The following is a 25,517-nucleotide window of genomic DNA, read 5'->3' on the forward strand; positions in this document are numbered from 1 at the left end:
GCGTAGCGCCGAGGTCTAGGCCAAGACGCTCAAGCCTGACCGACCACCAGACAGGCCAGCGCCATCAGCAATCCCGCAGTCCGGTTCGAACGGAACAGCGCAAGTGACGTCGTGCCGTCATCGCCGCGCAGTCGCGCGACCTGCCAGCCGAGATGCGCGGCAAAGGGCAGCAGGGCGGCCAGCGCGACCGGATCGGGCCGCACGCGCCAGAACGCCACGGCAGCGAGCACGATAGTCAGGGCATAAAATGACGCCACGCCGCCGCGCACATTTTTGCCCAACGCCCGCGCCGAAGACCGCACTCCGATCAACGCGTCGTCCTCGACGTCCTGCAGCGCGTAGATCGTGTCGTAGCCGATCACCCATGCGATGCTCGCTGCGTATAGCAGCAAGGTCGAGCTTGTGATCGTTCCCGCGGCCGCCGCCCAGGCAACCGGCAGTCCGCAGCTGAACACGATGCCCAGCCACGCCTGCGGCCACCACGTAATCCGCTTCATGAACGGGTAAGCGGCGACGAAGACGAGGCTCGCTACCGCCACGCCGGCGGCAAATGGCGTCAGCTGCAACAGCACGACCAGCCCGATCAGGCACAAGCTCACCAGCCAGACCCATGCCGCGCGCAGCGACACTGCGCCGCTCGCCAAGGGGCGGCTGCGCGTCCGCGCGACCTGCGCGTCGAGATCGCGATCGACGATGTCGTTATACACGCACCCCGCTCCGCGCATCGCAATCGCGCCGAGCAGGAACCACAGCAACAAAGGCCAATGGTCGTGCAATCCACCTGCCAGCAGCAGCCCCCAGGCGCATGGCCAGTAGAGCAGCCACCACCCGATCGGCCGGTCGAGCCGCGCGAGCAGCGCAAACGGTCGAGCCGCGGCCGGCAGTGCGGTCAGCAGCCAGGAATGTTGCGTATCGGGCAGGTCCGTCTGCGTCACGGACCTGCCACTGCCACGAATGGCGGGCGTCGCGCCAGTTGGCTTCAGGCGCTGCGAACGGCGCGGGCGCGCGTGTCCACCGGATCGTCGCCAGTTGCCGCCTGCCAGCCTTTGCGGACGCCATATTGTACCAGCCAGCCCAAGGCATAGGTCGCAATCATCGGAGCGGCGAGGCGGATCGCACTTTCGGCGACCGTGCCGATAATTGCGCCCTTGATGCCGCTGTCGCCATCTTCGCGGTCGATGGCAGCGCCGATCAATGCGCCGAGGAGGTTGGCCATGCTCTCAATCCCTTTTGTTCAGCCCGCCCAACGGCTGATCGCGGGGCGCGTTCCAACGAACGAGGTTTTGAGGTTGCGGCGTCCTGACATACTTGGTCCTCAGCGCGCCGGCTTCACGAACTTCAGCGCATATTGGTCGGTCTGGCCCTGGATCGCCTTGTCGAAGATCGACAGGCTGTGATCGTCGGCGGGATTGCGCAGGAAATTTCCCTCTGCGGCCAGCTTGAACCCTGCGGCCGTCACTTCGCGGATCACTTGCGCGCGCTCAATACGGTGCAATTTTTCGATGCCCGCGACGTCGGTGCCCTTGGGCGCTTCATGGTCGATGATCATGAACGCGCCGCCGGGCTTGAGCGCGGCAAACACCTCGCGATCGAACGCGGCGGTGTCGACCACGCCATATTTAGCGATTTTCAGATCGTGATAATTCTGCGTGATCCAGGCGAGATCGAGCGGGCGCGAAAATTTGACCGTGCCGAACGGCAAGGCGGCAAAGCTGGTGTTCGGAATCGCCGACAGCGCCGCGACCTGCTTGGCGTCGGACCAGCGGGCATTTTCGATCGCGTCGACATGGCCCTTCGGCCCCACAATCCTTGACAGCATGTGCGTGTAATAGCCGCTGCCGGGGTAGAATTCGCCGACGGCCATGCCTGGCTTCACGCCAGAAAAGGCCAGCGTCTCGGCCGGCATACGGACCGCATCGGTTTCGCGCTGGGCGGCGGGGCGAGCCGGATCGGCGACGGCCTGGGCAATGACGGTGGGAACCGGCGCGGCAACAGCGGGCGTGGCGGCGATGAGCAAAATCGGCAGGATCAGCGAACGCATGTTTGGGTCCTCTCCACAGGATGCGCGCAGGCATAGGCGCGGCCGCACGGCTGCGCTAGGCGGCGGTATGCCCGCAGTTCCCGCCTGGCCCCAAGACAGTGGCGTTCGGCTGTTCGTCGATCGGCAGCTCGCCGAGGGCGACGCCGTATGGATCGACGGAGCACAGGCGCATTACCTGCTCGGAGTCATGCGGTTGAAGGCGGGCGCGCGGCTGAAATTATTCGATGACGTCAGCGGCGAATGGCTTGGCGAGATCGTCCGCGCCGGAAAACGCGATCTTGACGTCGCCCTGCTCGAGCGCATCCGCGAGCGGGAGAGCGTGCCCGATCTGTGGCTCGGTGCCGCCCCGATCCGCCGGGCGCGGTACGACTGGGTCGTCGAAAAAGCGTGCGAGCTTGGCGTCGCGCGCTTCACGCCGGTGATGATGCGCCGTGCCGTGGTCGACCGGGTCAAGCACGACAAATTACGCGCACACATGATCGAGGCGGCGGAGCAGTGCGGCCGCACCGCGCTGCCGATCCTTGATAGCGAGATGTCGCTGAAAGAATGGCTGACGGCGATCGGCAACCGTCCCCTCTATTTCGCCGACGAAGCGGGCGGCGCGCCGATGCGTGACGCCATGACGCCGGGCAGTGCGGCAATCCTGATCGGTCCCGAAGGCGGTTTCGACGACGGCGAGCGCGACCTGATCCTCGCCCACCCCTCGACTGTGCGGATCAGCCTGGGCCCGCGTATCCTTCGCGCGGATACCGCGGCGGTGGCGGCCGTCGCGGCGTGGCTCGCCCTCACGCAGTAAATCCGCTGGCGAGTTGCAATCGGCAACGCTAGTCGCGCCACATGACCACGCGGACCGACACCAGTCCCTCGCCGATGATCGAATCGCGCGACGATTTGATCGCTGCTTTTGCCAAGGGCGAAAAGCCCAAGGATCGCTGGCGCATCGGCACCGAGCATGAGAAATTCGTCTATCGCAAGGCCGATCACCGCGCGCCGTCGTACGACGAACCCGGCGGTATCCGCGATCTGCTCAAAGGTCTCGAGCGGTTTGGCTGGACCCCGGTGTTCGAAGGCGGAAACGTCATCGCGATGACCGGCGCGGACGGCAGCATCAGCCTGGAGCCCGCCGGGCAGTTCGAACTGTCGGGCGCGCCGGTCGACAATCTGCATGAAACTTGCGCGGAGGCCGGACGCCATCTGGCGCAGGTACAGGAAGTCGGCGACGAACTCGGCATCGGGTTTCTGGGGCTCGGATTGTGGCCCGACAAGACGCGCGCCGAACTGCCGATCATGCCCAAGGGGCGCTATGCGATCATGCTGCGGCATATGCCGCGCGTCGGGTCGATGGGCCTCGACATGATGCTGCGCACCTGCACCATCCAGACCAACCTCGATTATGCGACCGAAGCGGATATGGTGCAGAAATTCCGCACCAGCCTCGCGCTGCAACCCTTGGCGACCGCATTGTTCGCCAATTCGCCGTTCCTCGAGGGCAAGCCGAACGGCTTTCTCAGCTATCGGTCGCACATCTGGACCGACACCGATCCGCATCGCACAGGCATGTTGCCGTTCGTATTTGAGGATGGCTTCGGGTACGAACGCTACGCCGATTACATGCTCGACGTGCCGATGTATTTCGTCTTCCGCGACGGCAAATATATCGACGCCGCAGGACTCAGCTTTCGCGATTTCCTCGATGGCAAGCTCAGTGTCCTGCCCGGCGAAAAGCCGACCAAGGCCGATTGGGAAGACCATATGTCGACCGCCTTCCCCGAGGTGCGGCTCAAATCCTTCCTCGAAATGCGCGGTGCGGATGGCGGGCCGTGGAGCAAAATTTGCGCACTACCGGCGTTGTGGGTCGGGCTGCTTTACGACAGCCACGCGCTCGATGCAGCTTGGGATCTGGTCAAGAACTGGACCATCGACGAACATCAGGCGTTGCGCGACGCCGTCCCCGCACAGGGGTTGAAAGCAGCGGTTCCCGGTTACGGCTCGCTCCGCGACCTGGCGCGCGAAGTGCTCGACATCGCCGATGCAGGATTGAAGTCGCGCGCGCGGACCAATGCGATCGGTGAAACCGAACAGGGGTTTCTGCAGCCGCTGCGCGAAATCGTCTCGACCGGAAAAACCCCCGCCGACATGCTGCTCGATCGCTATGCGAAGGAATGGCACGGCGACCTGTCGAAGATTTACGGCGCGATGAGCTTTTAACGCCCCTGCGACCGCCACCGCTTGATTACCCGCGCGAGGATGTCTTCCTCGCCACCCGCCTGGGTCCACAATTCGGAGAATAGCGGGTCGTTCGACGCCGGGCGTTTGTGTTCGTCGAGATTGTCGAACGCCACCCGCACCGGCACCGCGACGCCTTCTCCGCACATGATCGCCTCGCGGTTGCGGAGTGCCGGGATGGTGTCGAGAAACGCGCGCGCACCTTCGGGCATCGCCGCCTTCACGAACGCCTGGTCGCGCTCGTTGTTGAGGCGCATTGCGATGATTGTGCCGCATTGCGACAGCACACCTTCGGCGAGGTCAGATGGGCGTTGCGTGATCAGCCCGAGGGATACGCCGTATTTGCGGCCTTCCTTGGCGATACGGCCCAAAATCTTGCCGACCGCCGACACGTGTGCCGTACGTTCGCTGGGGACGTAACGGTGCGCTTCTTCGCACACCAGCAATACGGGGCGCTGCGGTTCGTTGCGTGACCAGATGGCGTAATCGAACACCAGTCGGCTGAGCACCGCAACCACTACTGACGTGATGTCCGACGGCACGCCCGACACGTCGACGATCGAGATCGGCTTGCCGTCGCCCGGCAGACGGAAGATGCGCCCGAGGAACGACGCCATGGTGTCGGCGACCAGCATCCCGGAAAACATGAAGCTGTACCGCGGGTCAGACTTGATCTCGTCGATCTTGGATTTGAGCCGGATATAGGGCGCGTTGTCGCCGCCCGCTTTGTCGAGCTTGCCCATTTCGGCGACGATGTTCTGCGTCAGATCGCTCAGCAGATAGGGGATCGGCGAATCGACGGTAAGTTTGGAAATCCCTTCCGCCACGCGGCTCTTGGCCTTGGCGACGAGCAGGCATTTGGCGAGGATGTCGGCATCGCACTGCCGCTCCGCACCCTGGGTGGTCAGGAACACTTCGCAATGTTCCTCGAAATTCATCAACCAATACGGCATGGCGAGGTTCGACACGTCGAACAGCGCGCCGTTGGTCCTGAACGCCGCCGAATATTCACCGTGCGGATCGATCATGACGATGTGACCCTGCGGCGCCAGCTCGCAGATACGGTGCAGGATCAACGCGGCGGCGGTGGATTTGCCGGTGCCGGTTGAGCCGAGCAGCGCGAAATGCTTGCCGAGCATCGCATCGACGAACAACGCGCCGCGGATGTCGCGGGTCGGATAGACATTGCCGACCTCGATATGCGGCCGGTCGTCGGCCGCGTACATCTGCTTCATATCGTCGCTGGACACCGGGAAGATTTCGGAGCCCGGCGACGGATAGCGCGTCACGCCACGGCGAAAATTATAGACGCGTCCGGTCAGCCGTTCTTCATCGCCTTCGCCCAGAAAGTCGATATCGCCATAGGTGTAGCCGGGCGTATCGGGATCGAAGCGCAGCGTCCGCAGATTGGCCATCAGCCAGATTCCGCCGACCTTGACCTTGACCTGGCTGCCGACCTGCCCGCACATCGCCAGACAGGGATCGAGTGCGTGTTCCAGCTGCGCGACGAAGGCCGTGTCGAGCCGGCACTGCGAGGACGAGCCCGAAATCTCGGTAATCTGGCCGATCGCGCGGCGTGACAGCGCTGCATCGCCGCCGCCGTCGCGCACCGATTCGGCAGGGCTCGCCGATGTTGGGCCGCCAATATAATCCATCATCGTCTCCGCACTCGCCGCCGTGTCTAGCGTCGGGCGGTTAAGGAAGCGGTTATGCGCGGCGGGAGAAAACGGCCCCCGCCGCCCAGCCCAGACCGATCGACAGGATCACCGCGGCGAGGCCGTAAAGCAGCGGCTGTCGGGCGGCCGCGACGGTGACGAAGCGTTCGAATCCCGATTTGCGAACCTCGATCACGCGTTCGGCGGCGGCAACGACCTTGCCATCGCGGATCAGGAACGTCTCGGCGGTGTAGCGCCCGGTCGGCACGCGCGGCGGAATGGTGACGCGGGCGCGATACAGCACGTCCTGGCTGATCTCCACCGATCCGGGCCGGGCAGTGTAATATTCGCCGCGCCGGCGCAGATCGACGAAGCCACTTTCGAAACGCAGCCGTTCCTCGGGCAACGCGGCGGTGGCGGGCGACAGCTGGAGGTTGCCCAGACCGAGCTCGTAAATCGCCGCGGTCTTGGCATCGACGATCTGTTTCAGCGGGCGCGACGAGGCGACCGCATAGAAGCTCGGCGCGGAACGGAACCGCGCGCTGCCCGCATTGGCCCAGATCAGCCCGGCAAGTTTCTGCTTTTCGCGCACGAGGATCGACTGGCTCGGTCCCTTGACGACCACCGCCACGTCGATCCGTTCGTCGGGCACGCGCCCTTGCGGATAAAGGATCGCACCGAACAGCAGCAGGTCCGCGCCGGAAAAGCTGGTGACGATGTCGATCGTGCGCTGCGACACGTCGGGCACCAGGACGGGCTCGCGCGCGCCGATCAGAAGCAACGCGGCGGCGGGCAGAAGCCGCCTCATCCCGCGCTGACCGAATAGATTTCGGCGGGGCGAAAGCCGAGGCCGATCGCCAGCCACGCGGCCACCAGCAACACGATCGCGGCCAGGAGCAAGCGAAGATAGTCGGGCCGAAACTTGTTGGCGAAGCGTGCGCCGAATTGCGCCCCCACGACGCTGCCGATCAGCAGCAAGGCGGCAAGGACGATATCGACCGCATGCGTCGTCAGCGCATGGACCAACGTCGTCGCGGCGGTGACAAACGTGATCTGAAACAGCGATGTGCCGACGACGACACGCACCGCCATGCCGAGGAGGTAGACCATGGCGGGAACGAGGATGAACCCGCCGCCAATGCCCAGCAACACCGTCAGCACACCCGTCGCGAACCCGAGCAGCAACGGTGCGAGCGGTGAAATATACAGGCCAGAGGCGTAGAACCGCCACCGCCACGGCAAGGCCGCGACCAACGGGTGATGGCGACGCTTGGCGGCGGGCAAGGCCTCGCCGCGCCGCTGTGCCATGATCGACATGATCGCCTCGCGCGCCATCAACCCGCCGATGGTGCCGAGCAGCAGGACATAGATCAGCGCGATGGCGACATCGCCCTGCCCGCTCGCCTGCAGCGCAGCGAACAGCACCGATCCGGCCAGCGCGCCGAGGATACCGCCCGCGACGAGCATCCCGCCCATATGCAGATCGACGCCGCCGCGCTTGTAATGCGCGATCGCGCCGGACACGCTGGCACCCGTCACCTGGCTCGCCGCCGAGGCGGCGGCGACCGTCGGCGGAATGCCGTAAAAGATCAGCAACGGCGTGGTCAGGAATCCCCCGCCGACGCCGAACATTCCCGACAACAGCCCGACACCCGCGCCCAACAGCACGATGACCAGCGCATTGACCGACAGGTCCGCGATCGGAAGGTAGATATGCATGACGCCAGAGTGGCGTAACCGAGGCGGCGCGCCCACGCCAGCAATGCTATCGTCAGGCGCGCACTTCGCCTAAGCTGACGCCATGTCCGACGAATTTTACCGCATGAAGCGCCTGCCGCCCTACGTCATCGCCGAAGTCAACGCGATGCGGGCAGAGGCACGCGCGCGCGGCGAGGACATCATCGACCTCGGCATGGGCAATCCCGATCTGCCGCCGCCGCAGCATGTCATCGACAAATTGTGCGAGGTCGCGTCGAAACCCGACGCGCACGGTTACTCGGCGTCGAAGGGCATCCCCGGCCTGCGCAAGGCGCAAGCGAATTATTACGCGCGCCGCTTCGGCGTCGAGGTCGACGCCGACAGCGAAGTCGTCGTCACCATGGGGTCGAAGGAGGGGCTGGCGAGCCTCGCCACGGCGATCACCGCGCCGGGCGACGTCGTACTCGCGCCCAACCCGAGCTACCCGATCCACACGTTCGGCTTCATCATTGCGGGGGCGACGATCCGCAGCGTCCCGACCACGCCCGACGAACGCTATTTCGAATCGCTCGACCGCGCGATGAAGTTCACCGTGCCGCGCCCCTCGGTGCTGGTGGTGAATTATCCGTCGAACCCGACCTCGGAAACGGTGGATATCGCCTTTTACGAGCGCCTCGTCGCCTGGGCGCGCGAGAACAAGGTCTGGGTCATCTCAGACCTGGCCTATTCAGAGCTCTATTATGACGGCAAACCGACGGTCTCGATCCTGCAGGTCAAGGGCGCCAAGGATGTCGCGATCGAGTTCACTTCGCTGAGCAAGACCTACTCGATGGCGGGCTGGCGGATCGGTTTCGCGGTGGGCAATAAACAGCTTATCGCTGCGATGACGCGGGTCAAATCCTATCTCGATTACGGTGCGTTCACGCCGATCCAGGCGGCCGCCTGCGCCGCGCTCAACGGGCCACAGGACATCGTCGAAAAGAACCGCCAGCTATACCACCACCGCCGCGATGTGCTGGTCGAAAGTTTCGGTCGCGCGGGCTGGGACATTCCCGCTCCGCCTGCCTCGATGTTCGCCTGGGCGCCGCTACCGCCGGCAGTGGCGCACCTCGGCAGCCTCGAATTCTCCAAGCAATTGCTGACCCATGCCGGTGTCGCGGTCGCCCCGGGCGTCGGCTATGGCGAGGACGGCGAAGGCTTCGTCCGCATCGCAATGGTCGAAAACGAACAACGCATCCGCCAGGCCGCGCGCAACGTGAAGAAATATCTTCAGTCGATGGGCGTCAACACGGGCAAGCGCGCCTAAATGCTTCGAGACGGGTCTTCGACAAGCTCAGCCCCTCCTCAGCATGAACGGATATTGTGCACTGCCGTTTGCCCTGAGGAGCGACTGAGCGAAGACGAAGGCGCGTCTCGAAGGGCCTAAAGCTCGTCCACCTCGTCGACGTCGTCATCGTCGTCGACCAGGTCGTGATCCTCGCCCTCTTCCTCGAGATGCTCCTCGAGCGCCTCCTGGATCAGATCGAGCTGCTCATAGGTCGCTTCGAATTCGAGCGTCTGGCCGTCATCGTCCTCGATGTGCAGCGTGTAGACGTCGTCCGGCGACTTGGTGATCGTAAAACTGTTGAGCGCAGCCATGCATGGTCTCCTTCGAAAAGCGCCAACGCCGTGCGCGCCTTTCGGTTTCGCGTCCAAGGCCCTATGTGGCGATCCATGCAGATTCCCGGCCATATCGATCCCTTAGTGACGCCGCGCGTGCAAACGCCGCGTAGCGACGGGCGTGTCGATCTCGTCGGCCTGTCGAAGCCCGCATTGCGCGCCGCGTTGGAAACCGCCGGGCTTGACGTCAAGGCGGCGAAATTGCGCGCCAAACAGATCTTCCACTGGATCTACAATCGCGGCGTCACCGATTTCATGGTGATGACCGACATCGCCAAGGCGCAGCAGCCGTGGCTCGCCGAACGCTTCGTCATCAGCCGCCCCGAAGTGATCGAGGCGCAGGTATCGACCGACGGCACGCGCAAATGGCTGCTGCGCGGCGCGGGCGGCGAAGACGGCACGCAGGATTACGAGATGGTGTTCATCCCCGACGCCGATCGGGGAACGTTGTGCGTGTCGAGCCAGGTCGGCTGTACGCTCAACTGCCGCTTCTGCCACACCGGCACGATGCGCCTCGTGCGCAACCTGACCGCAGGGGAGATCGTCGGCCAGGTCATGCTCGCGCGCGATTCGCTCGGCGAATGGCCCAGCGCGGCGGAGGGCCGGATGCTCACCAACATCGTCATGATGGGCATGGGCGAGCCGCTGTATAATTTCGAGAACGTCCGTGACGCGCTGAAAGTGGTGATGGACGGCGACGGCCTCGCGCTCGGCAAGCGCCGCATCACCCTCAGCACGTCGGGTGTCGTGCCGATGATGGCGCGCGCGGGGGAAGAAATCGGCGTCAACCTCGCGGTCTCGCTCCACGCGGTGACCAAGGAGGTGCGCGACGAGATCGTCCCGATCAACCGCAAATACGGGATCGATGAACTGCTTCAGGCCTGTGCCGACTATCCCGGCACCAACAATGCGCGGCGCATCACTTTCGAATATGTGATGCTGAAGGACAAGAACGACAGCGACGACGACGCGCGCGAACTCGTCCGACTGATTCGCCAGTATAACCTTCCCGCCAAGGTCAATCTGATCCCGTTCAACCCTTGGCCCGGCGCAGCTTACGAATGCTCGACCCCGGAACGCATCAAGTCGTTCAGCGGCATCATCTTCGACGCCGGCATTTCCGCGCCCGTACGCACCCCGCGCGGGCGCGACATCGACGCCGCGTGCGGCCAGCTGAAGACCGCGGCGGAAAGGAAGACGCGGGCGGAGATGGATAGGCTGGCGGAAGAGAAATTGGCGGCGTTGGGCTGACACAAAACGGGCGGGAGTTTCCCCCCGCCCGCATCGTTCAATCATGGCAGCAACAGTTAAGCCGCCGCCTTCTCCTCGGCGACGATCTCCAACGCAGGCTGCGTGCCGCCGATGGCGACCTTGCGCGGCTTCATCGCTTCGGGGATTTCGCGGACCAGGTCGATGGTCAGCAGCCCGTCGGCGAGCGACGCGCCGCGCACCTGGACATAGTCGGCGAGTTCGAAACGCCGCTCGAACGCGCGCAGCGCGATGCCGCGATGGACGAAGTTGCGGCCTTCCTCGGCATCCGCCTTCTTGGCGGTGACGACCAGCAGATTCTGCTGGGCGGTCAGCTCGATCTCGTCCTGCTTGAAGCCGGCGACGGCGAGCGTGATGCGATAGGCATCCTCGCCCTGCCGCTCGATGTCGAAGGGCGGATAATTGTCGGTCACAGTGCCGTTGGCACGCGCGGCACCTTCGAGCACGTCGAACAGACGGTCGAAGCCGATGGCGGAACGGCGATAGGGGGTAAAGTCGATACGGTCTCGCATTGCCTAGTCCTTTCAAAAGCAACTAACGGTGGCGCGGACCCGCATTCGGCATCCGGCCGATAGCGAAATTGGGAAGCGTTTTGGCGGCTTCAAGCCCCTCTCAAGCGAAAAATGTGTCGGGCGTCACGGCGATCCTCCTGGCCGGAGAACGGCCGGGGGGCGATCCCTTTGCCGCGGCCATGGGTGTCGCCGCCAAGGCGCTGATCCAGGTCGGCGGGGTGGCGATGGGCGAGCGGGTCGCCCGCTTGCTGGCGGCGTATCCAGCGGTGGCACGGGTGCGCGTGTTCGGCGTCCCGGTGCTAACAGAACTCGGCGGCATCGCAGTCGAGCCGAGCGGCGCGAGCATTGCGGCGACGCTGCGTCCGTTGGTCGCCGCACTGGACGGGCCGCTGCTCGTGACGACCGCAGACCACGCCCTGCTCACGCCGGACATGCTCGACAGCTTCATTGCCGGCGCGCGCGGCAGCGATCTCGCGGTGGGACTGGTCGAACGACGCATCTTCGCCCCCGCATTTCCCGACAACCGCCGCACTTGGCTGAAATTTCGCGGCGGCGCCTATTCGGGCGCGAACCTGTTCTGGATCGGCAGCCGCGCCGCACTCCCGCTGATCGAGCGCTGGGCGGCGGTCGAGCAACAGCGCAAGCGCGGCCGCGCGTTGATCGGCGCGTTCGGTCCGTTGCTCCTCATCGGCGTCGCGACGAGAATCCTCACCATCGACGGCGCGCTGGCACGGCTGGGGCGGCGTTACGGTGCTACCCTCCGCGCGGTCCGCCTGCCCCAGCCCGAAGCATGCATCGACGTCGACAAGCCCGCCGATCTGGTCCTAGCCGAAGCCATCCTGGCCGCCCGCCCGTGAAACGCGTCGCCTTCCTCTATAACCACGATGCGCCGCATCAGGTGGCGCATCTCGCGGGGACGATGAGCGCGCTCGCCAGTGACCCGGGAGTCGAAGTCACCGCGCTGGTCGCACGTCCGGCGGCGGAGGCCGTCGCGCGGCGGCTGAGCGGGCCATCAGAAGCGCGCATCCAATGGCAGCACATCGAGATGCACCCGGTTGCGGCGCGGTTCGCGCCACTGCTCGACCGGCTGTTTCCGTTCAGCCGCCTGATGACCTTGCGCGCCAATATGGACCTGTTCGCGCGCTATGACGCCATCGTCTCCAGCGAGCGCACCTGTCTTCGCATCAAGCACCAGCTCGGCGCGCGTTCGCCGCAAATGATCTACGTCCCGCACGGCTCGGGTGACCGCAACGTGGCGCACCACCCCGCACTGCGCGACTTCGACCTGCATCTGGTGTCGGGACAAAAGCTCGTCGATGTCGGGCTCGAATTCGGGATCATCCGCCCCGATAATTGGCGCATCACCGGCTATTCCAAATTCGACGGTGTCGATCTCGATGCGCGGCCCAAATTGTTCGCCAACGACAACCCCGTCATCCTCTACAACCCGCATTTCGACCCGCATCTGTCCTCGGTCTATGCGCAGGGTGAGGACGTCCTCGATCTGTTCGCGCGGCGTCCGGACTTCAACCTGATCTTCGCGCCGCACGTCATGTACGGGCGGAAGCGCTGGCATTTCAGCCTGGAGTTCAAGACGCTCAACCGGCGCTGGGACGTGCCGGAGCGGCTCGAGAGCCTGCCCAACATCCTGATCGATCTCGGGTCTCAAAAATCGATCGACATGACCTACACCCGCGCGGCGGACGTCTATCTCGGCGACGTGTCGAGCCAGGTGTATGAATTTCTCGCCCGCCCCCGTGCGACGATCTTCCTCAAAAGCCACGACGTCGCATGGCGCGATCATCCCGATTACCAATTCTGGCATAACGGCCCGGTGATCGATCACGTCCGCGATCTCGAACCCCTGCTCGACCGCTGGCAGGCGGTCGCCGCCGACTATCGCGCGACGCAACAGCGCCTGTTCGCCTACACCGTCGACATGACGGCCGAACCCGCCTCCGTCCGCGGCGCGCGCGCCATCGCCGATTATGTCGGGGCGTTATGAGCAGCGCGGGTCATGTTTCGGGCCGGGGCATTTTCAACAATCTGTCGCTGCTGCTCGGCGGCAAGACCGTCGCGGCGATCGTTTCGCTGGTGTATATCCTCATCGTCACCCGGGCGCTCGGACCGTCGGGATTCGGCGTGTTGGTGCTGGTGCATGGCTGGACCGTCACGGTCGGCGGCATCATCGCCTTTTCGGGATGGCATGGCATCGTGCGTTACGGCGCGCAGGCGCTGGAGGCCGGCGACCGCTCGCGCCTCGTGCGGCTGGCGCGATTTACCACCCTCGTCGAACTGGGATGTGGCCTCACCGCGATTCTGTTCGCCGCGGGTTTCGCCGGATTCGCCGCGCCGCGCCTCGGCATCCCCGACAATCTGGTCTGGCTGACGCGGATTTACGCGCTGGCGATCTTTGCCAACATGCTGACGACCCCGGTGGGTATTCTCCAGCTTGCCGGGCGGTTCGACCGGCTGGCGCTGCACCCGGCCCTGTCGCCCTCGGTGCGTCTCGTGGCGGTGCTGATCGTGTGGTTCGGCGGCGGCGGGATCGAGGGTTTCCTCTATGCCTGGCTGGTCAGCGCGATCAGCGAAGGCGCGTTCATGTGGTGGCTCGCCTGGCCGGTGTTTCGCGAGATGCGCGGCGGCGAGCCGTTGCTCGGCCCGGCCAGTGCGCGCGGGGAAAATCCAGGCTTGGTGCGCTTTCTCGCCACCGCCAATGCCGACCTGACGCTGCGTGACATCGCCCCCAAGGCGGTGCCGCTGATCGTCGGCGCGATCCTCGGTCCCGCCGCGACGGGCATCTATTCGCTGGCGGTGCGCGCCGCAGTGATTCTGCAACAGCCCGCGGTGCAGCTGGCGCAGGCGAGTTACCCGGTCATCGCCAAACTGCTTGCCGCGGGGGAACTCGCGCGCGCGCGCTCGCTCAGCTGGAAGACGAGTTTCACGACGCTTGCGGTGGCGGTGCCGCTGGTCCTCCTGCTCGCCTTTTTCTCGCGCCAGATCCTCGAAATTATGGGCGGCAAGGCGTTCGGCAGCGGCGCGTTCGTGTTCATCCTGCTGATGATCGGTCGCGCGGGGATGCTCGCGGCGGTGCCGTTGTCGTCGCTGTTGCTGGCGATGGGCCGCACCACCGCGTCGATCCTCGTCAACATCGGCATCAACCTGTTCACGCTGCCCTTGCTCGTCTGGTTGCTGTCCACCGACGGCCTGTCGGGCGCCGGCTGGTACGGCGCGGTGACCGGGATCGGCAGCTTCGTGGTGCTCGCGATGCTGTTAAGCCTTGGCAACCGGCGCGCCCGCGTCCTACAGCCGGAGGCAGAGATCGCCGCCGCGATCGACCCAACAGGGAATCAAGATGGCTGAGTTCCTCCTGCCCAAGGGTAGCAACCCCAATAAGGGTAAGCCCCGCAAATTTGCCGCGCCCGAGGGCACGAAGAACGCCAAGCCGTTCAAAATCTATCGCTACGATCCCGATTCTGGCGAGAATCCCCGCTACGATACCTATGAAGTCGATCTCGATACCTGCGGACCGATGGTTCTCGACGCGCTGATCAAGATCAAGGGCGAGCAGGATTCGTCGCTGACCTTCCGCCGTTCCTGCCGCGAAGGGATTTGCGGATCGTGCTCGATGAACATCGACGGCACCAATACGCTCGCCTGCACCAAGGCGATCGAGGACGTGAAGGGCGAGGTCAAGATCACCCCGCTGCCGCACATGGACGTGATCAAGGACCTGGTCCCCGATTTCACCCATTTCTATGCGCAATATGCCTCGATCGAACCGTGGCTGAAGACCAAGACCCCCGCACCGTCGGGCAAGGAACGCCTGCAATCGCCCGATGATCGCGGCAAGCTCGACGGGCTGTACGAATGCATCCTGTGCGCGTGCTGCTCGACCGCCTGCCCCAGCTACTGGTGGAATTCGGACCGCTTCCTCGGCCCGGCGATCCTGTTGCAAGCCTATCGCTGGCTGAACGACAGCCGTGACGAATATGCCGGCGAACGGCTCGACGAACTCGAAGACCCGTTCCGCCTCTATCGCTGTCACACGATCATGAATTGCGCGAACGTGTGTCCGAAGGGGTTGAATCCCGCGAAGGCGATCGCCGAGATCAAGAAGCTGGCGGTCGAACGGGCGGTATGATGCTTCGAGACGGGCGTTCGACTTTGGCTTCGCCTGCGCTCAATCCCTCCTCAGCACGAACGGTTTAGTAATAGCCGTTTGTCCTGAGGAGCGGCTGAGCTTGTCGAAGACGCGTCTCGAAGGACTTTGAATGTCGGAATCCGACCCGCACTTCCGATACGAGCCCGATCCCGATCACCCCGGATGGTCGACCTGGGCGCTGCGCGACGAGACGCGGTTCAACGCGCTGCTCGGCAAGATGCTGGTGCGACAGGACGGTGATCTCGCCCGCGTCCGCATGTTCCCCGAGCGCAAGCACTCGAACCTCGCGGACATCGTCCACGGCGCGATCACGCTCGGCTTTATCGACGTTTCGCTATTCGCCGCCGCACGCGTGTTCGGCGTGCTGGGTCGTGGTCCGGCGCTGACGCTCGATTTGTCGACGCAGTTCATCGGTGCCGGGCAACTCGATCGCCCGCTCGATGCCGAAGTCGAGCTGCTCCGCGAAACCGGGCGTTTGCTGTTCCTGCGCGGGATCGTGCATCAGGACGATGCCAAGGTCGCCGCCTTTGCCGGGACGATCCGGATCCAGCGCTGACTTGACGTCACTCCCGCTTGCGGGAGGGACAGGCTGCGAAGCAGCCAGGGTGGGAAGTGTGGGCAACGGGAGTGATCTCATGCCTCTCCTCGGCCCACCCCGACGCCTTCGGCGTCTGCCCCTCCCTAAAGGGAGTGGCGTCTAATCAAGCCGCCGCCCGTTCGCTGGCAAAAACCTCGCGATACGCTGCGCGCAGACCGACCTTGTCGATCTTTTCGGTTCCCAATTTGGGCAGCGGATCGGCGGAAATCCAGATGCGTTGCGGAACCTTGAACTTGGCCAGGTGGTCCTCGAGCCAGCGGCACAACACATCCTCGTTCAAAGACTCACCGTCGAGCGGATGGACCACCGCGCCGGGCACTTCGCCCAACCGTTCGTCGGGCAGCCCGAACACGCACGCTTCGCCGACCGACGGATGCTCGTAAATCGCCGCCTCGACTTCCTGGCAGCTGATATTCTCGCCGCCGCGGATGATGATGTCCTTCTTGCGATCGACGATGAACAGATAATTGTCCGGATCGAGATAGCCGATGTCGCCGGTGCGGAAATAGCCGTCGGCGGTCATCGCATCCTTGGTCGCCTGTTCGCGGTGCCAATAACCGGAGAAATTGGCGACCGAGCGGATGCACACCTCGCCCCGCTCGCCCTGTGCCAGATGATTGCCGGCATCATCGATGATCGCGAGATCGACCAAGGGCCGCGAGGCAAAGCCCGTCGAATTGGGTTTCGCCAGATAGTTGGTCGAAAAATTTCCCGCGCCGACCGCATTGGTTTCGGTCAGGCCATAGCCCAGTGACGGCCCGCCGGGCATTTCATCGGCGATGCGCTTGACGTGTTCGGGCGGCCTGGGCGCGCCGCCGGCGGCAAAACCCTGTACTGACGACAGGTCGTAATTCGCCCGGTCGGGATGGTTGAGGATTTCCCAGCTCATCAACGGCACGCCGGTGAAATTGGTGACCTGTTCGCGCTGGATCAGCTCCATCGCGGTCAGCGCATCCCATTTGGGCATGAACACCAATTTGCGCCCGATCGCGAAGCTGACCAGCAGCATCGGAATTTCGCCGGTCACATGGAACAGCGGCACCGTCAGCAGCATCGCATGCGGCGGCGGATTGGCCTTGATCGTGCCGTCCTCGGTGCCGAGCCGCAGCAGCATCAGCGCCATGGCGATATAGTTGAACACCCCCTGGATCACCGAACGGTGCGTCGAATAGGCACCCTTGGACTGGCCTGTCGATCCGCTGGTGAACAGGATCGTCGCGAGGTCGTCCCCGGTCAGTGCGGGCAGCGGCACTTCCTCGGCGCGCATCACGGCGGCCAGTGCTTCGTCGATCGGTCGCGCCAGATCGACGGTGATCATCTTCGCGGCCGTCGGGCGGCCATGCTGCGCCAGCCGCGCGGCACGCGGCGGATCGACGAACACCAGGCGGCATTCGACATCGGAAATGCCGTCGGCCAGTTCATTGCCCTGCCACCAGCCGTTGAGCAGCACGGCGATGCCCCCCGCCATCAGCGTGCCCATGTACAACACGACCCAGGCGGGGGCGTTCTTCATCGCGATGCCGACGCGGTCGCCCGTTTGCAGGCCGTGATCGGCGATCAGGCTGCTCGCGACCTTGCGCGCGGCGGCATAGGTCTGGGCGAAGGTCAGGCGGTCGTCGCCATCGACCAGGAAACAGGTGTCGGCATGCTGGGTGCAAAAATGCCCGAAATAATCGACCAGGGTGGCGGGCGCGGCGGCGATCATCGGCACCGTGATGCCCGACGGCAGGGTATAGTCGCCCAGCGGCAATGGCCCGCCGGGTCCGGTCAAATCGTCGATCGCCTGCTTTACGCGCAGGTCCAGGTCTGAAGGCATCCGCTCTCGCTCTCTACACTTGGTCTTTCGCCAATCCCCTCTGTATGAAGCGCGAAACGCCAAGGGGAAAGCCTTGTTTCTGAACCTCGCTACCGATGCGATCCGCTGGGTCGATTTGGGCCTCAATCCGGTCGCGCTCGACCTCGGTTTCTTCCAGTTCCGCTGGTATTCGATTGCCTATATTTCGGGGATCGTCCTCGGCTGGTGGTATCTTACCAAATTGCTGGCCCAGCCGGGTGCGCCGATGGCGCGACGGCATGCCGACGATCTGGTGTTTTACGTCACGCTCGGCATCATCCTTGGCGGGCGGATCGGCTATGTGCTGTTCTACAAGCCGTCGATGATCCTCCACCCGATCGAGCTGTTCAAACTGTGGGAGGGCGGCATGTCGCTCCACGGCGGCTTTGCGGGGGTCATCATCGCGCTCCTGCTATTCTGCCGCAAACACAGCCTGTCGCTGATCCGGGTGTGCGATTACGTCGCCTGCGTCACGCCGTTCGGGTTGTTTTTCGGGCGCATCGCCAATTTCGTGAACGGCGAATTATGGGGCCGGCCGACCACCTTGCCCTGGGGCATGATCTTCCCCGATCCGCTCGCCGGCGATATCCCCCGTCATCCCAGCCAGCTGTACGAAGCCGGGCTGGAGGGCGTGGTGATGTTCCTGATCCTCAACTGGATGTTCTGGCGCACCGACGCCCGATACCAGCCGGGGCGGCTCGTCGGCACCGGATTGGTCCTTTATGGCCTGTTCCGCTTCAGCCTCGAAAAGCTGCGCCAACCCGATTACGGCCTCGAAAATCTCAGCTGGGGGCTGACCATGGGCCAGACGCTCAGCCTGCCGATGGTGCTGGTCGGCATCTATCTCTTCCTCACCGCCAAATCGCGTCGCGTGCGGGTGGAGAGTATCGCGGGGCAAGAACCGGTCGCGTGACCGCACGCCGTGAGTAACCTGGCCGAACGCCTCGCTCGCGCCATCGCGTTGGCGGGGCCGATTCCCATTTCGCAATTCATGGCGGCGGCCAACACCGAATATTACGGCTCGGGCGTGCCGCTCGGCCGCGATTTCGTGACCGCATCGGAAATCAGCCAGATGTTCGGTGAAATCGTCGGCGCATGGACTGCGGATTTGCGGTTCCGCGCGGGCAATCCCGATGCGCTGTGGGTCGAACTCGGCCCCGGGCGCGGCACGCTTACCGCCGATGCGTTGCGCGTGATCGCCAGCACCGGCTGGCAACCCGAAGTGCATTTCGTCGAGACCAGCCGCAGCCTGCGCGCCGAACAGGCCCGGCGCGTTGCGGTCGCGCAATGGCATGACGACGTCACGACGCTGCCCGACGATCGTCCGCTGATCTTGGTCGCCAATGAATTCTTCGACGCGTTGCCGATCCGCCAGCTGATCCGCACCATTGACGGCTGGCACGAACGGCTGATCGCGTGTCAGGACACGCTGTTCCTGCCCGTCACCGGCAAGGCGGTGCCCGAAGCGGTCATCCCGTCCGCGCACCGCGACGCCCCCCCGGGCAGCATCCTCGAAATCTCCCCCGCTGCCGTCGGCGTGATGAAACAACTCGCCGCACGCGTCCATGCGCAGGGCGGCGCGCTGTTGATCGTCGATTATGGCTACACCGGCGGCCCGCAGCCCGGCGAATCGCTGCAGGCGGTGCGCCATCACCAATATGCCAGCCCGTTCGATGCACCGGGCAGCGTCGACCTGTCCGCGCACGTCGATTTCACGACCCTCGCCGCGGCGGGCATCGCCTCGGGCCTCGCTGCGCACGGCCCAGTCGCGCAGCGCGACTTTCTCGGCAGTTTGGGGCTCGACGCCCGCGCCGCCGCGCTGGCCAAGGCCGATCCGGACGTCATGGCGGCGCGTCATCGCCTGATGGGCGAGGACGCTATGGGCACGCTGTTCAAAGTGCTCGCGCTGACCGCACCCAACTGGCCCGAACCGGCGGGATTCCTGTAACCAGTATGTCGCCCCTGCGCAGGCAGGGGTCCAGATAAGCCCTCCTCTGGCAGCTTCGCCTCGTCGGCGCGCGATCGTCTGGACCCCTGCCTACGCAGGGGAGACATGATCGGTTAAGCGTAAGCGATGCTTGAATCGCTACGTGCTCCAAACTTCGCCATGCCGCACGGTTTTCTCGGTCGCACCGGCGGCGTCTCGACCGGCGATCTTGCCAGCCTCAATTGCGGCATCGGTTCGAACGACGACCCCGCGCTGATCGCCGAAAATCGTCGTCGCGCGGTCGAGGCCGTCGCACCGGCCTCGACCCTTCTCGGCGTTTATCAGGTGCATGGCCGCGATTGTGTGACGGTGACGTCACCCTGGGCCGAAGCGGACCGCCCGAACGCCGACGCCTTGGTCACCGCCACGCCCGGCCTCGCATTGTCGATCCTCACCGCCGATTGCACGCCGGTGTTGTTCGCGGATGCCGCAGCCGGCGTCATCGGTTCGGCGCATGCGGGGTGGAAAGGCGCCGTCGCCGGCGTCACCGATGCGACGATCGAGGCGATGGAAGCCTTGGGAGCGCGACGTCACAATATTCACGCCGCGATCGGTCCCTGCATCGCGCAGGCGAGCTATGAAGTCAGCGACGGATTTGGCGGCGGCGCGATCCCCGAACACTTCTTCACGCCGGGCCGCCCGGGCCACCGCCATTTCGACCTTGAAGCCTATGTCGCCGATCGTCTCGAAGCCGCGGGCATCGCCTCGGTTCACCGCGCCGGACAAGACACTCTGTCGCAACCCGACCGCTATTTCTCCTATCGCCGCGCGACATTGGCGGGCGAACCCGGCTATGGGCGGCAAATCTCGATTATCGCCCTGCCGTAACGGCGGCGGGCGACAGCACAGGATGCTCTGACCATGCCCGACGAAGCCGAAACCACCGCCGTCCCCCATCGCCGCCGCCCCAAACCCGATATCCTCGCCATCGACAACCGCCGCCTGCAACCCGAAACGCTGATGATGGGCCACGGCTTCGATCCGGCGCTCAGCGAAGGCTCGCTCAAACCCCCGATCTTCCTGACCTCGACCTTCGTCTTCGAAAACGCCGCGGCGGGAAAGCGCTTCTTCGAAGGTATCACCGGCAAGCGTCCGGGTGGCGCCGAAGGTCTGGTCTATTCGCGCTTCAACGGCCCGAATCAGGAAATCCTCGAAGATCGCCTCGGCGTGTGGGAAGATGCCGAGGACGCTTTGGTGTTTTCCTCGGGCATGTCCGCCATCGCCACCGTCATGCTGGCCTTGGTCCAGCCGGGTGACGTCATCGTCCACTCGGCGCCGCTGTATGCCGCCACGGAGACACTGATCGGTCGCATCCTCGGCCGCTTCGGCGTCAAATGGGTCGATTTCCCCGCCGGCGCGACGCGCGAGGAAATCGATGCGAAGGTGGAGGAAGCCCGGAAGCTCGGCCGCGTCTCGCTGATCTACCTCGAAAGCCCGGCCAACCCGACCAACGCCCTGGTCGATGTCGAGGCCGTCAAGGGCTCGCGTGATGCCGCATTCCCCCACGAAAAGCCACCGATCGTCATCGACAACACCTTCCTCGGCCCGCTCTGGTCGAAACCGCTACAGCAGGGCGCGGACCTCGTCCTCTACAGCCTCACCAAATATGCCGGCGGGCATAGCGATCTCGTCGCGGGCGGCGCGGTCGGCGGCAAGACGCTGATCAACACGATCCGCATGATGCGCAACACCATCGGCACGATCACGGACCCCAACACCGCGTGGATGTTGCTGCGCTCGCTCGAAACGCTGGAGCTGCGCATGTCCCGCGCGGGCGAAAACGCGGCGAAGGTGTGTGAATTCTTCCGCGGGCACGAAAAGGTCGAATCGGTCGGCTATCTCGGCTTTCTCGAACCCGGCAGCCGCCAGCGCGACATTTACGACCGCCACTGCACCGGTGCGGGATCGACTTTCTCGCTCTATCTGAAGGGCGGCGAGGCCGAGTCCTTCCGCTTCCTCGACGCGCTCAAGATCGCCAAGCTCGCGGTCAGCCTCGGCGGCACCGAAACATTGGCGAGCCATCCCGCCGGGATGACGCACTTGTCAGTTCCGCAGGAGCGCAAGGACGCATTGAAAATCGGCGACAATCTCGTCCGCATCTCGGTTGGCGTCGAGAATGCGGACGATCTCATCGCCGATTTCAATCAGGCGTTGCGCGCGATTTAGGCCACCCGACCACCGCGGCCGTCATCCCGGCGAAAGCCGGGATCCACCTCTCCGCGCTAGGCGCAGCCAAACGTTGAGGCGTGGACCCCGGGTCAAGTCCGGGGTGACGACAGATTTGTGCAATTGTCTCGTTAGTGGCCCACTTCAGTGCGTTTAATTCGCCGCCAGTTCGCGATCGTACTTGCTGTCACGCAATGGCACGGTCGCGGGCGCGAACTGTTCGCGGTCGTCGTCGTCGATGACGTCGCGCGCTTCCTTCGGCGCCTTGCTGCCGGTGATCAGGTCGCGCTCGAACAGGTCGGCAAAGGCATTGCTGCGCCACGCCGCGAACAACGCTCCGGCGATTGCGGCGCCGGCGACGGCCGCGGTGCCCAGTGCGATGTTACGCGTCGAAAAATCGACGTCGGGGATCAGCGACTTGGCGCGGCTCTTGGCGGGTGCGCGGCGGCGTGCATTGGTCTTGCCGCCGCTGGCAAACTGGCCGTTCGCGGCGTGTTTCGGAGCGGCGCGGGTGCTGCTCTTGCGGGTGGTGGTCGCCATAATCTGTCTCCTTGAGGGAATACCGGGAGACAACGGATGACTCGCGTGAGGTGTTCCCCCGCGCGCCGGTCACCGCTAAGCGCTCCGGCCAATGCCTCAGATCACCTCAGAGATCGTCGCCGAACACGGCCTGTCCCCAGATGAATATGCCCGCGTGCTGAACGCGCTGGGGCGGGAGCCGAACCTGACCGAACTCGGCATTTTTTCGGTGATGTGGTCGGAGCATTGCTCGTACAAATCGTCGCGGCTGCACCTGAAAAAGCTGCCGACCACCGGTCCGCAGGTCATTTGCGGCCCCGGCGAAAATGCCGGCGTGGTCGATATCGGGGACGGCCAGTGCGCCGTGTTCAAGATGGAGAGCCACAACCACCCGTCGTACATCGAGCCGTATCAGGGCGCGGCGACGGGCGTCGGCGGCATTTTGCGCGACGTGTTCACGATGGGCGCGCGGCCGGTCGCCAATCTCAACGCCTTGCGCTTCGGGCGGCCCGATCATCCGCGCATGAAGCATCTGATCGCCGGGGTCGTCGCGGGGATCGGCGGTTACGGCAATTGCGTCGGCGTCCCGACCGTCGGCGGAGAGGTCAATTTTCACAAGGCCTATGACGGCAACATCCTCGTCAACGCGATGACCGTGGGCGTCGCCGAAACAAAAAAACTGTTCTTCTCCGCCGCGTCGGGCATCGGCAATCCGATCGTCTATGTCGGCAGCAAAACCGGGCGTGACGGCATCCACGGCGCGACGATGGCCTCGGCCGATTTCGGCGAGGATGCCGATGCCAAGCGTCCCACCGTCCAGGTCGGCGACCCCTTCACCGAAAAGCTGCTGATCGAAGCGTGCCTTGAGCTCATGGCGTCGGACGCGATCGTCGCGATTCAGGACATGGGCGCGGCGGGGCTGACCAGTTCGTCGGTCGAAATGGCATCGAAGGGCGGCGTCGGGCTGCTGCTCAACATGGACCATGTGCCGCAGCGCGAAACCGGCATGACGGCGTATGAAATGATGCTGTCGGAAAGCCAGGAGCGGATGCTCATGGTCCTAAAACCCGGCCGTGAGGATTTTGCCGCGGCGATCTTCCGCAAATGGGAACTCGATTTCGCGGTCATCGGCGAAGTCACCGACACCGGCCGGATGGTGCTGGTCCATCATGGCGAGACGGTGTGTGACATTCCGCTCGGGCCCCTCGCCGACGATGCACCGCTTTACGATCGCCCGCACGTCCCGACGCTCAAGCCAACGCCGCTGAATGATGCGCCTGACAGTGAGGACATTGGCGCCGATCTGAAAAAACTGATCGGCTGTCCCGACCTCGCCAGCCGCCGCTGGATCTGGGAACAATATGACCAGAAGGTCGGCGGCGACACCGTCCAGCCGCCCGGTGGAGACGCCGCGGTCGTGCGCATCCACGGCACGCAAAAAGCACTCGCCATCGCCACCGATTGCACCCCGCGTTATTGCTTTGCCGACCCCTATGAAGGCGGCAAACAGGCCATCGCCGAAACCTGGCGCAACCTCTGTGCGGTCGGTGCGACCCCCTTGGCGGCGACCGACTGCCTCAACTTCGCCAACCCGCAAAACCCCGAAACGATGGGCCAGTTGGTCGGCTGCATCGAAGGCATGGCCGAAGCGTGCCGCGCGCTCGATTATCCCATCGTGAGCGGCAATGTATCGCTGTACAATGAGAGCAAGGCCACCGGCGGCGGCTCGGCGATCCTCCCGACGCCCGCGATCGGCGGCGTCGGGCTGCTCAAGGATTGGCGCGCCACCACGACCATCGGCGGGATGCACGAAGGCGATGACCTGTGGCTCGTCGGCGAACTGCCCACGCACCTCGGCCAGTCGCTGTGGCTGCGCGAACTCCATGGTCGCGAAGACGGCCCGCCGCCGCCGGTCGATCTGACAGACGAGCGCAAGCATGGCGATTTCGTCCGCGGCCTGATCGAGGATGGCCTCGTCACCGCCGTCCACGACCTCAGCGATGGCGGCCTTGCCATCGCGCTCGCCGAAATGGCGCTGGCCAGCGGGCACGGCGTCACGCTCGACCGCGCCGTGCCGCAGTCCGCCGCCGCGATGTTCGGCGAGGATCAGGGGCGCTACGTCATCGCCACGTCGAACGGCGACCCCGTCGTCCGCGCGATGGCCAAAGCGGGCGTGAAGCACGTCCTCCTCGGCTCGGCTACCGGCGACACGGTGCTCGGCACAAGCGTCGCCGATTTGCGCGCGGCCAATGAAAAATTCTTCCCCGAATTGATGAACGCATGACCGTTCTCGCGGCGATCGAAACCGGCGGGACCAAGATTTTCGCCCGGTTGTTCACCGCGGACGGCGCGATTCTCGCCGAGCAACGCTTCGTCACGCGCGACGGCGATGCGGCGGTCGCCGACCTCGTGCCATTCCTTGGCAGCCATGGCGCGCTTGCCGCCATCGGCATGTCGGCCTTCGGCCCGATCATCGTCGATCCGCAATCGCCGCGCTTCGGCGAAATCATGCCGACGACCAAGGCGGGCTGGACCGGCACCAACCTGACCAGGGCGCTGACCGAAAAATTCGGCTGCCCCATCGCCATCGACACCGATGTCGGCGGCGCGGCGCTCGCCGAAGCGCGGATCGGCGCGGGGCGGGGGTTCGATCCGGTCGCCTATGTCACCATCGGCACGGGCATCGGCGGCGGGCTGTACGTCGGCGGCAAGACCTATCACGGGTCGGTCGCTCCGGAGATCGGCCACAGTTTCGTTCAGCGCGCGGACGGCGACACCACCGCCAGCATCTGCCGCTATCACACGCATTGCGCCGAAGGCTTGGCATCGGGCCCGTCGGCGCGCGCGCGGCTGGGCACGCGCCAATTGGTCGATGCGCCCGAAGTGCGCGCCACGCTCGCCGATTATATCGCCCAATTGCTGTTCGGCCTGACGCTCAGCTGGGCGCCCGGGCGCTTCGTCATCGGCGGCGGCGTGATGCTCGGCACCGGCATGCTCGACGACGTACGCGCTGCGTTTCCGGACAAGGTCAACGGTTTCGGCGCGGGCGAACGCGCGCTGGCGGACGATTATATCGTCCCCGCGCAACTCACCAATGCGGGGCTCGAAGGCGCGGCGATCATGGCGCAGGAACTTCTGGCGCGCTAAACCTCTTGTGCAGGCGGCCACGCGCCGTCACTCTGCACCGT

At 64.8% G+C, this 25,517-nt stretch carries 25 protein-coding genes; 15 read left to right on the plus strand and 10 right to left on the minus strand.

Features of this window, described 5'->3' with window-relative positions:
- Positions 1 to 29: 29 nt before the first annotated feature.
- The 3 genes from ubiA to ACM9ME_RS02755 all read right to left on the minus strand — a co-directional run bounded on the left by ubiA (position 30) and on the right by ACM9ME_RS02755 (position 2,041).
- Positions 30 to 935: a 4-hydroxybenzoate octaprenyltransferase gene (gene ubiA / locus ACM9ME_RS02745; RefSeq protein ID WP_415641899.1), complete on the minus strand. Its 906-nt coding sequence runs from the start codon at positions 933 to 935 to the stop codon at positions 30 to 32.
- 44 nt (positions 936 to 979) lie between these two features.
- Entirely contained in the window at positions 980 to 1,216 is a 237-nt protein-coding gene (locus ACM9ME_RS02750) for a hypothetical protein (RefSeq protein ID WP_415641900.1), read from the minus strand.
- Between the two features lie 99 nt (positions 1,217 to 1,315).
- Complete coding sequence (locus tag ACM9ME_RS02755; RefSeq protein ID WP_415641901.1) at positions 1,316 to 2,041, minus strand: class I SAM-dependent methyltransferase; 726 nt, start codon at positions 2,039 to 2,041, stop codon at positions 1,316 to 1,318.
- A 67-nt stretch (positions 2,042 to 2,108) separates the two neighbouring features.
- Here ACM9ME_RS02755 and ACM9ME_RS02760 point away from each other — a divergent pair, with 67 nt between their 5' ends.
- Together ACM9ME_RS02760 and ACM9ME_RS02765 are read left to right on the plus strand one after the other, a co-directional pair.
- Positions 2,109 to 2,837 (plus strand): 16S rRNA (uracil(1498)-N(3))-methyltransferase, encoded by a 729-nt coding sequence (locus ACM9ME_RS02760; RefSeq protein WP_415641902.1) that lies wholly within the window; start codon positions 2,109 to 2,111, stop codon positions 2,835 to 2,837.
- A 41-nt stretch (positions 2,838 to 2,878) separates the two neighbouring features.
- Positions 2,879 to 4,249: a glutamate--cysteine ligase gene (locus ACM9ME_RS02765; RefSeq protein WP_415641903.1), complete on the plus strand. Its 1,371-nt coding sequence runs from the start codon at positions 2,879 to 2,881 to the stop codon at positions 4,247 to 4,249.
- On the opposite strand, the gene ACM9ME_RS02770 is transcribed toward ACM9ME_RS02765, so the two are convergent.
- From ACM9ME_RS02770 to ACM9ME_RS02780, 3 genes are read right to left on the minus strand one after another with little or no spacing between them, the layout of a single operon-like run.
- Positions 4,246 to 5,922 carry an ATP-binding protein gene (locus ACM9ME_RS02770; RefSeq protein ID WP_415642092.1) on the minus strand — a complete coding sequence of 559 codons (1,677 nt, stop codon included), beginning with the start codon at positions 5,920 to 5,922 and terminating at the stop codon, positions 4,246 to 4,248. The genes ACM9ME_RS02765 and ACM9ME_RS02770 overlap by 4 nt on opposite strands.
- A gap of 52 nt (positions 5,923 to 5,974) precedes the next feature.
- Positions 5,975 to 6,730, minus strand: a complete 756-nt coding sequence (locus ACM9ME_RS02775) for a TIGR02186 family protein (RefSeq protein ID WP_415641904.1) — start codon at positions 6,728 to 6,730, stop codon at positions 5,975 to 5,977.
- Positions 6,727 to 7,641 (minus strand): sulfite exporter TauE/SafE family protein, encoded by a 915-nt coding sequence (locus ACM9ME_RS02780; RefSeq protein ID WP_415641905.1) that lies wholly within the window; start codon positions 7,639 to 7,641, stop codon positions 6,727 to 6,729. The genes ACM9ME_RS02775 and ACM9ME_RS02780 overlap by 4 nt, the downstream gene beginning before the upstream one ends.
- Positions 7,642 to 7,723: 82 nt before the next feature.
- On the opposite strand from ACM9ME_RS02780, the gene ACM9ME_RS02785 reads away from it, so the two are divergent.
- Positions 7,724 to 8,926, plus strand: coding sequence for an LL-diaminopimelate aminotransferase (locus ACM9ME_RS02785; RefSeq protein WP_415641906.1), 1,203 nt, complete (start codon positions 7,724 to 7,726; stop codon positions 8,924 to 8,926).
- A gap of 116 nt (positions 8,927 to 9,042) precedes the next feature.
- Here ACM9ME_RS02785 and ACM9ME_RS02790 read toward each other — a convergent pair whose 3' ends face one another.
- On the minus strand, positions 9,043 to 9,258 hold the full coding sequence (locus tag ACM9ME_RS02790) for a hypothetical protein (protein WP_415641907.1): 216 nt from the start codon (positions 9,256 to 9,258) through the stop codon (positions 9,043 to 9,045).
- Positions 9,259 to 9,333: 75 nt separating this feature from the next.
- Here ACM9ME_RS02790 and rlmN point away from each other — a divergent pair, with 75 nt between their 5' ends.
- Positions 9,334 to 10,530 carry a dual-specificity RNA methyltransferase RlmN gene (gene rlmN / locus ACM9ME_RS02795; protein ID WP_415641908.1) on the plus strand — a complete coding sequence of 399 codons (1,197 nt, stop codon included), beginning with the start codon at positions 9,334 to 9,336 and terminating at the stop codon, positions 10,528 to 10,530.
- A gap of 56 nt (positions 10,531 to 10,586) precedes the next feature.
- On the opposite strand, the gene ACM9ME_RS02800 is transcribed toward rlmN, so the two are convergent.
- Positions 10,587 to 11,060, minus strand: coding sequence for an Hsp20 family protein (locus ACM9ME_RS02800; protein ID WP_415641909.1), 474 nt, complete (start codon positions 11,058 to 11,060; stop codon positions 10,587 to 10,589).
- A 113-nt stretch (positions 11,061 to 11,173) separates the two neighbouring features.
- Here ACM9ME_RS02800 and ACM9ME_RS02805 point away from each other — a divergent pair, with 113 nt between their 5' ends.
- The 5 genes from ACM9ME_RS02805 to ACM9ME_RS02825 all read left to right on the plus strand — a co-directional run bounded on the left by ACM9ME_RS02805 (position 11,174) and on the right by ACM9ME_RS02825 (position 15,781).
- A complete protein-coding gene (locus ACM9ME_RS02805; protein ID WP_415641910.1) occupies positions 11,174 to 11,917 on the plus strand; it encodes an NTP transferase domain-containing protein in 744 nt (247 codons plus the stop codon).
- Positions 11,914 to 13,065: a hypothetical protein gene (locus tag ACM9ME_RS02810; protein ID WP_415641911.1), complete on the plus strand. Its 1,152-nt coding sequence runs from the start codon at positions 11,914 to 11,916 to the stop codon at positions 13,063 to 13,065. The genes ACM9ME_RS02805 and ACM9ME_RS02810 overlap by 4 nt, the downstream gene beginning before the upstream one ends.
- Positions 13,062 to 14,423, plus strand: coding sequence for a lipopolysaccharide biosynthesis protein (locus ACM9ME_RS02815; RefSeq protein ID WP_415641912.1), 1,362 nt, complete (start codon positions 13,062 to 13,064; stop codon positions 14,421 to 14,423). The genes ACM9ME_RS02810 and ACM9ME_RS02815 overlap by 4 nt, the downstream gene beginning before the upstream one ends.
- Positions 14,416 to 15,204 carry a succinate dehydrogenase iron-sulfur subunit gene (locus ACM9ME_RS02820; protein WP_415641913.1) on the plus strand — a complete coding sequence of 263 codons (789 nt, stop codon included), beginning with the start codon at positions 14,416 to 14,418 and terminating at the stop codon, positions 15,202 to 15,204. Before ACM9ME_RS02815 ends, ACM9ME_RS02820 begins: the two co-directional genes overlap by 8 nt.
- A 130-nt stretch (positions 15,205 to 15,334) precedes the next feature.
- Positions 15,335 to 15,781, plus strand: a complete 447-nt coding sequence (locus ACM9ME_RS02825) for a PaaI family thioesterase (protein ID WP_415641914.1) — start codon at positions 15,335 to 15,337, stop codon at positions 15,779 to 15,781.
- A 145-nt stretch (positions 15,782 to 15,926) separates the two neighbouring features.
- Here the strand turns inward: ACM9ME_RS02825 and ACM9ME_RS02830 are convergent, their stop codons facing one another.
- The gene (locus ACM9ME_RS02830) at positions 15,927 to 17,639 is read right to left on the minus strand and encodes a class I adenylate-forming enzyme family protein (protein WP_415641915.1); all 1,713 of its coding nucleotides are present in this window, start codon (positions 17,637 to 17,639) and stop codon (positions 15,927 to 15,929) included.
- A 73-nt stretch (positions 17,640 to 17,712) separates the two neighbouring features.
- On the opposite strand from ACM9ME_RS02830, the gene lgt reads away from it, so the two are divergent.
- The 4 genes from lgt (at position 17,713) to ACM9ME_RS02850 (ending at position 21,810) form a co-directional block, all read left to right on the plus strand.
- The gene (lgt, locus tag ACM9ME_RS02835) at positions 17,713 to 18,570 is read left to right on the plus strand and encodes a prolipoprotein diacylglyceryl transferase (RefSeq protein ID WP_415641916.1); all 858 of its coding nucleotides are present in this window, start codon (positions 17,713 to 17,715) and stop codon (positions 18,568 to 18,570) included.
- Positions 18,571 to 18,588: 18 nt separating this feature from the next.
- Positions 18,589 to 19,605 (plus strand): class I SAM-dependent methyltransferase, encoded by a 1,017-nt coding sequence (locus ACM9ME_RS02840; protein WP_415642093.1) that lies wholly within the window; start codon positions 18,589 to 18,591, stop codon positions 19,603 to 19,605.
- Positions 19,606 to 19,731: 126 nt separating this feature from the next.
- Positions 19,732 to 20,472, plus strand: coding sequence for a peptidoglycan editing factor PgeF (pgeF, locus tag ACM9ME_RS02845; protein WP_415641917.1), 741 nt, complete (start codon positions 19,732 to 19,734; stop codon positions 20,470 to 20,472).
- 33 nt (positions 20,473 to 20,505) lie between these two features.
- A complete protein-coding gene (locus ACM9ME_RS02850; protein ID WP_415641918.1) occupies positions 20,506 to 21,810 on the plus strand; it encodes a cystathionine gamma-synthase family protein in 1,305 nt (434 codons plus the stop codon).
- Between the two features lie 153 nt (positions 21,811 to 21,963).
- On the opposite strand, the gene ACM9ME_RS02855 is transcribed toward ACM9ME_RS02850, so the two are convergent.
- Positions 21,964 to 22,350, minus strand: a complete 387-nt coding sequence (locus ACM9ME_RS02855) for a hypothetical protein (protein ID WP_415641919.1) — start codon at positions 22,348 to 22,350, stop codon at positions 21,964 to 21,966.
- A 91-nt stretch (positions 22,351 to 22,441) separates the two neighbouring features.
- Here ACM9ME_RS02855 and purL point away from each other — a divergent pair, with 91 nt between their 5' ends.
- Complete coding sequence (purL, locus tag ACM9ME_RS02860) at positions 22,442 to 24,613, plus strand: phosphoribosylformylglycinamidine synthase subunit PurL (RefSeq protein WP_415641920.1); 2,172 nt, start codon at positions 22,442 to 22,444, stop codon at positions 24,611 to 24,613.
- On the plus strand, positions 24,610 to 25,476 hold the full coding sequence (locus tag ACM9ME_RS02865; RefSeq protein WP_415641921.1) for an ROK family protein: 867 nt from the start codon (positions 24,610 to 24,612) through the stop codon (positions 25,474 to 25,476). The genes purL and ACM9ME_RS02865 overlap by 4 nt, the downstream gene beginning before the upstream one ends.
- The last annotated feature ends 41 nt before the right edge of the window (positions 25,477 to 25,517 follow it).

Origin of the sequence: Sphingomonas antarctica (genome assembly GCF_965137005.1) — a bacterium.
Lineage (GTDB): Bacteria > Pseudomonadota > Alphaproteobacteria > Sphingomonadales > Sphingomonadaceae > Sphingomonas_O > Sphingomonas_O antarctica.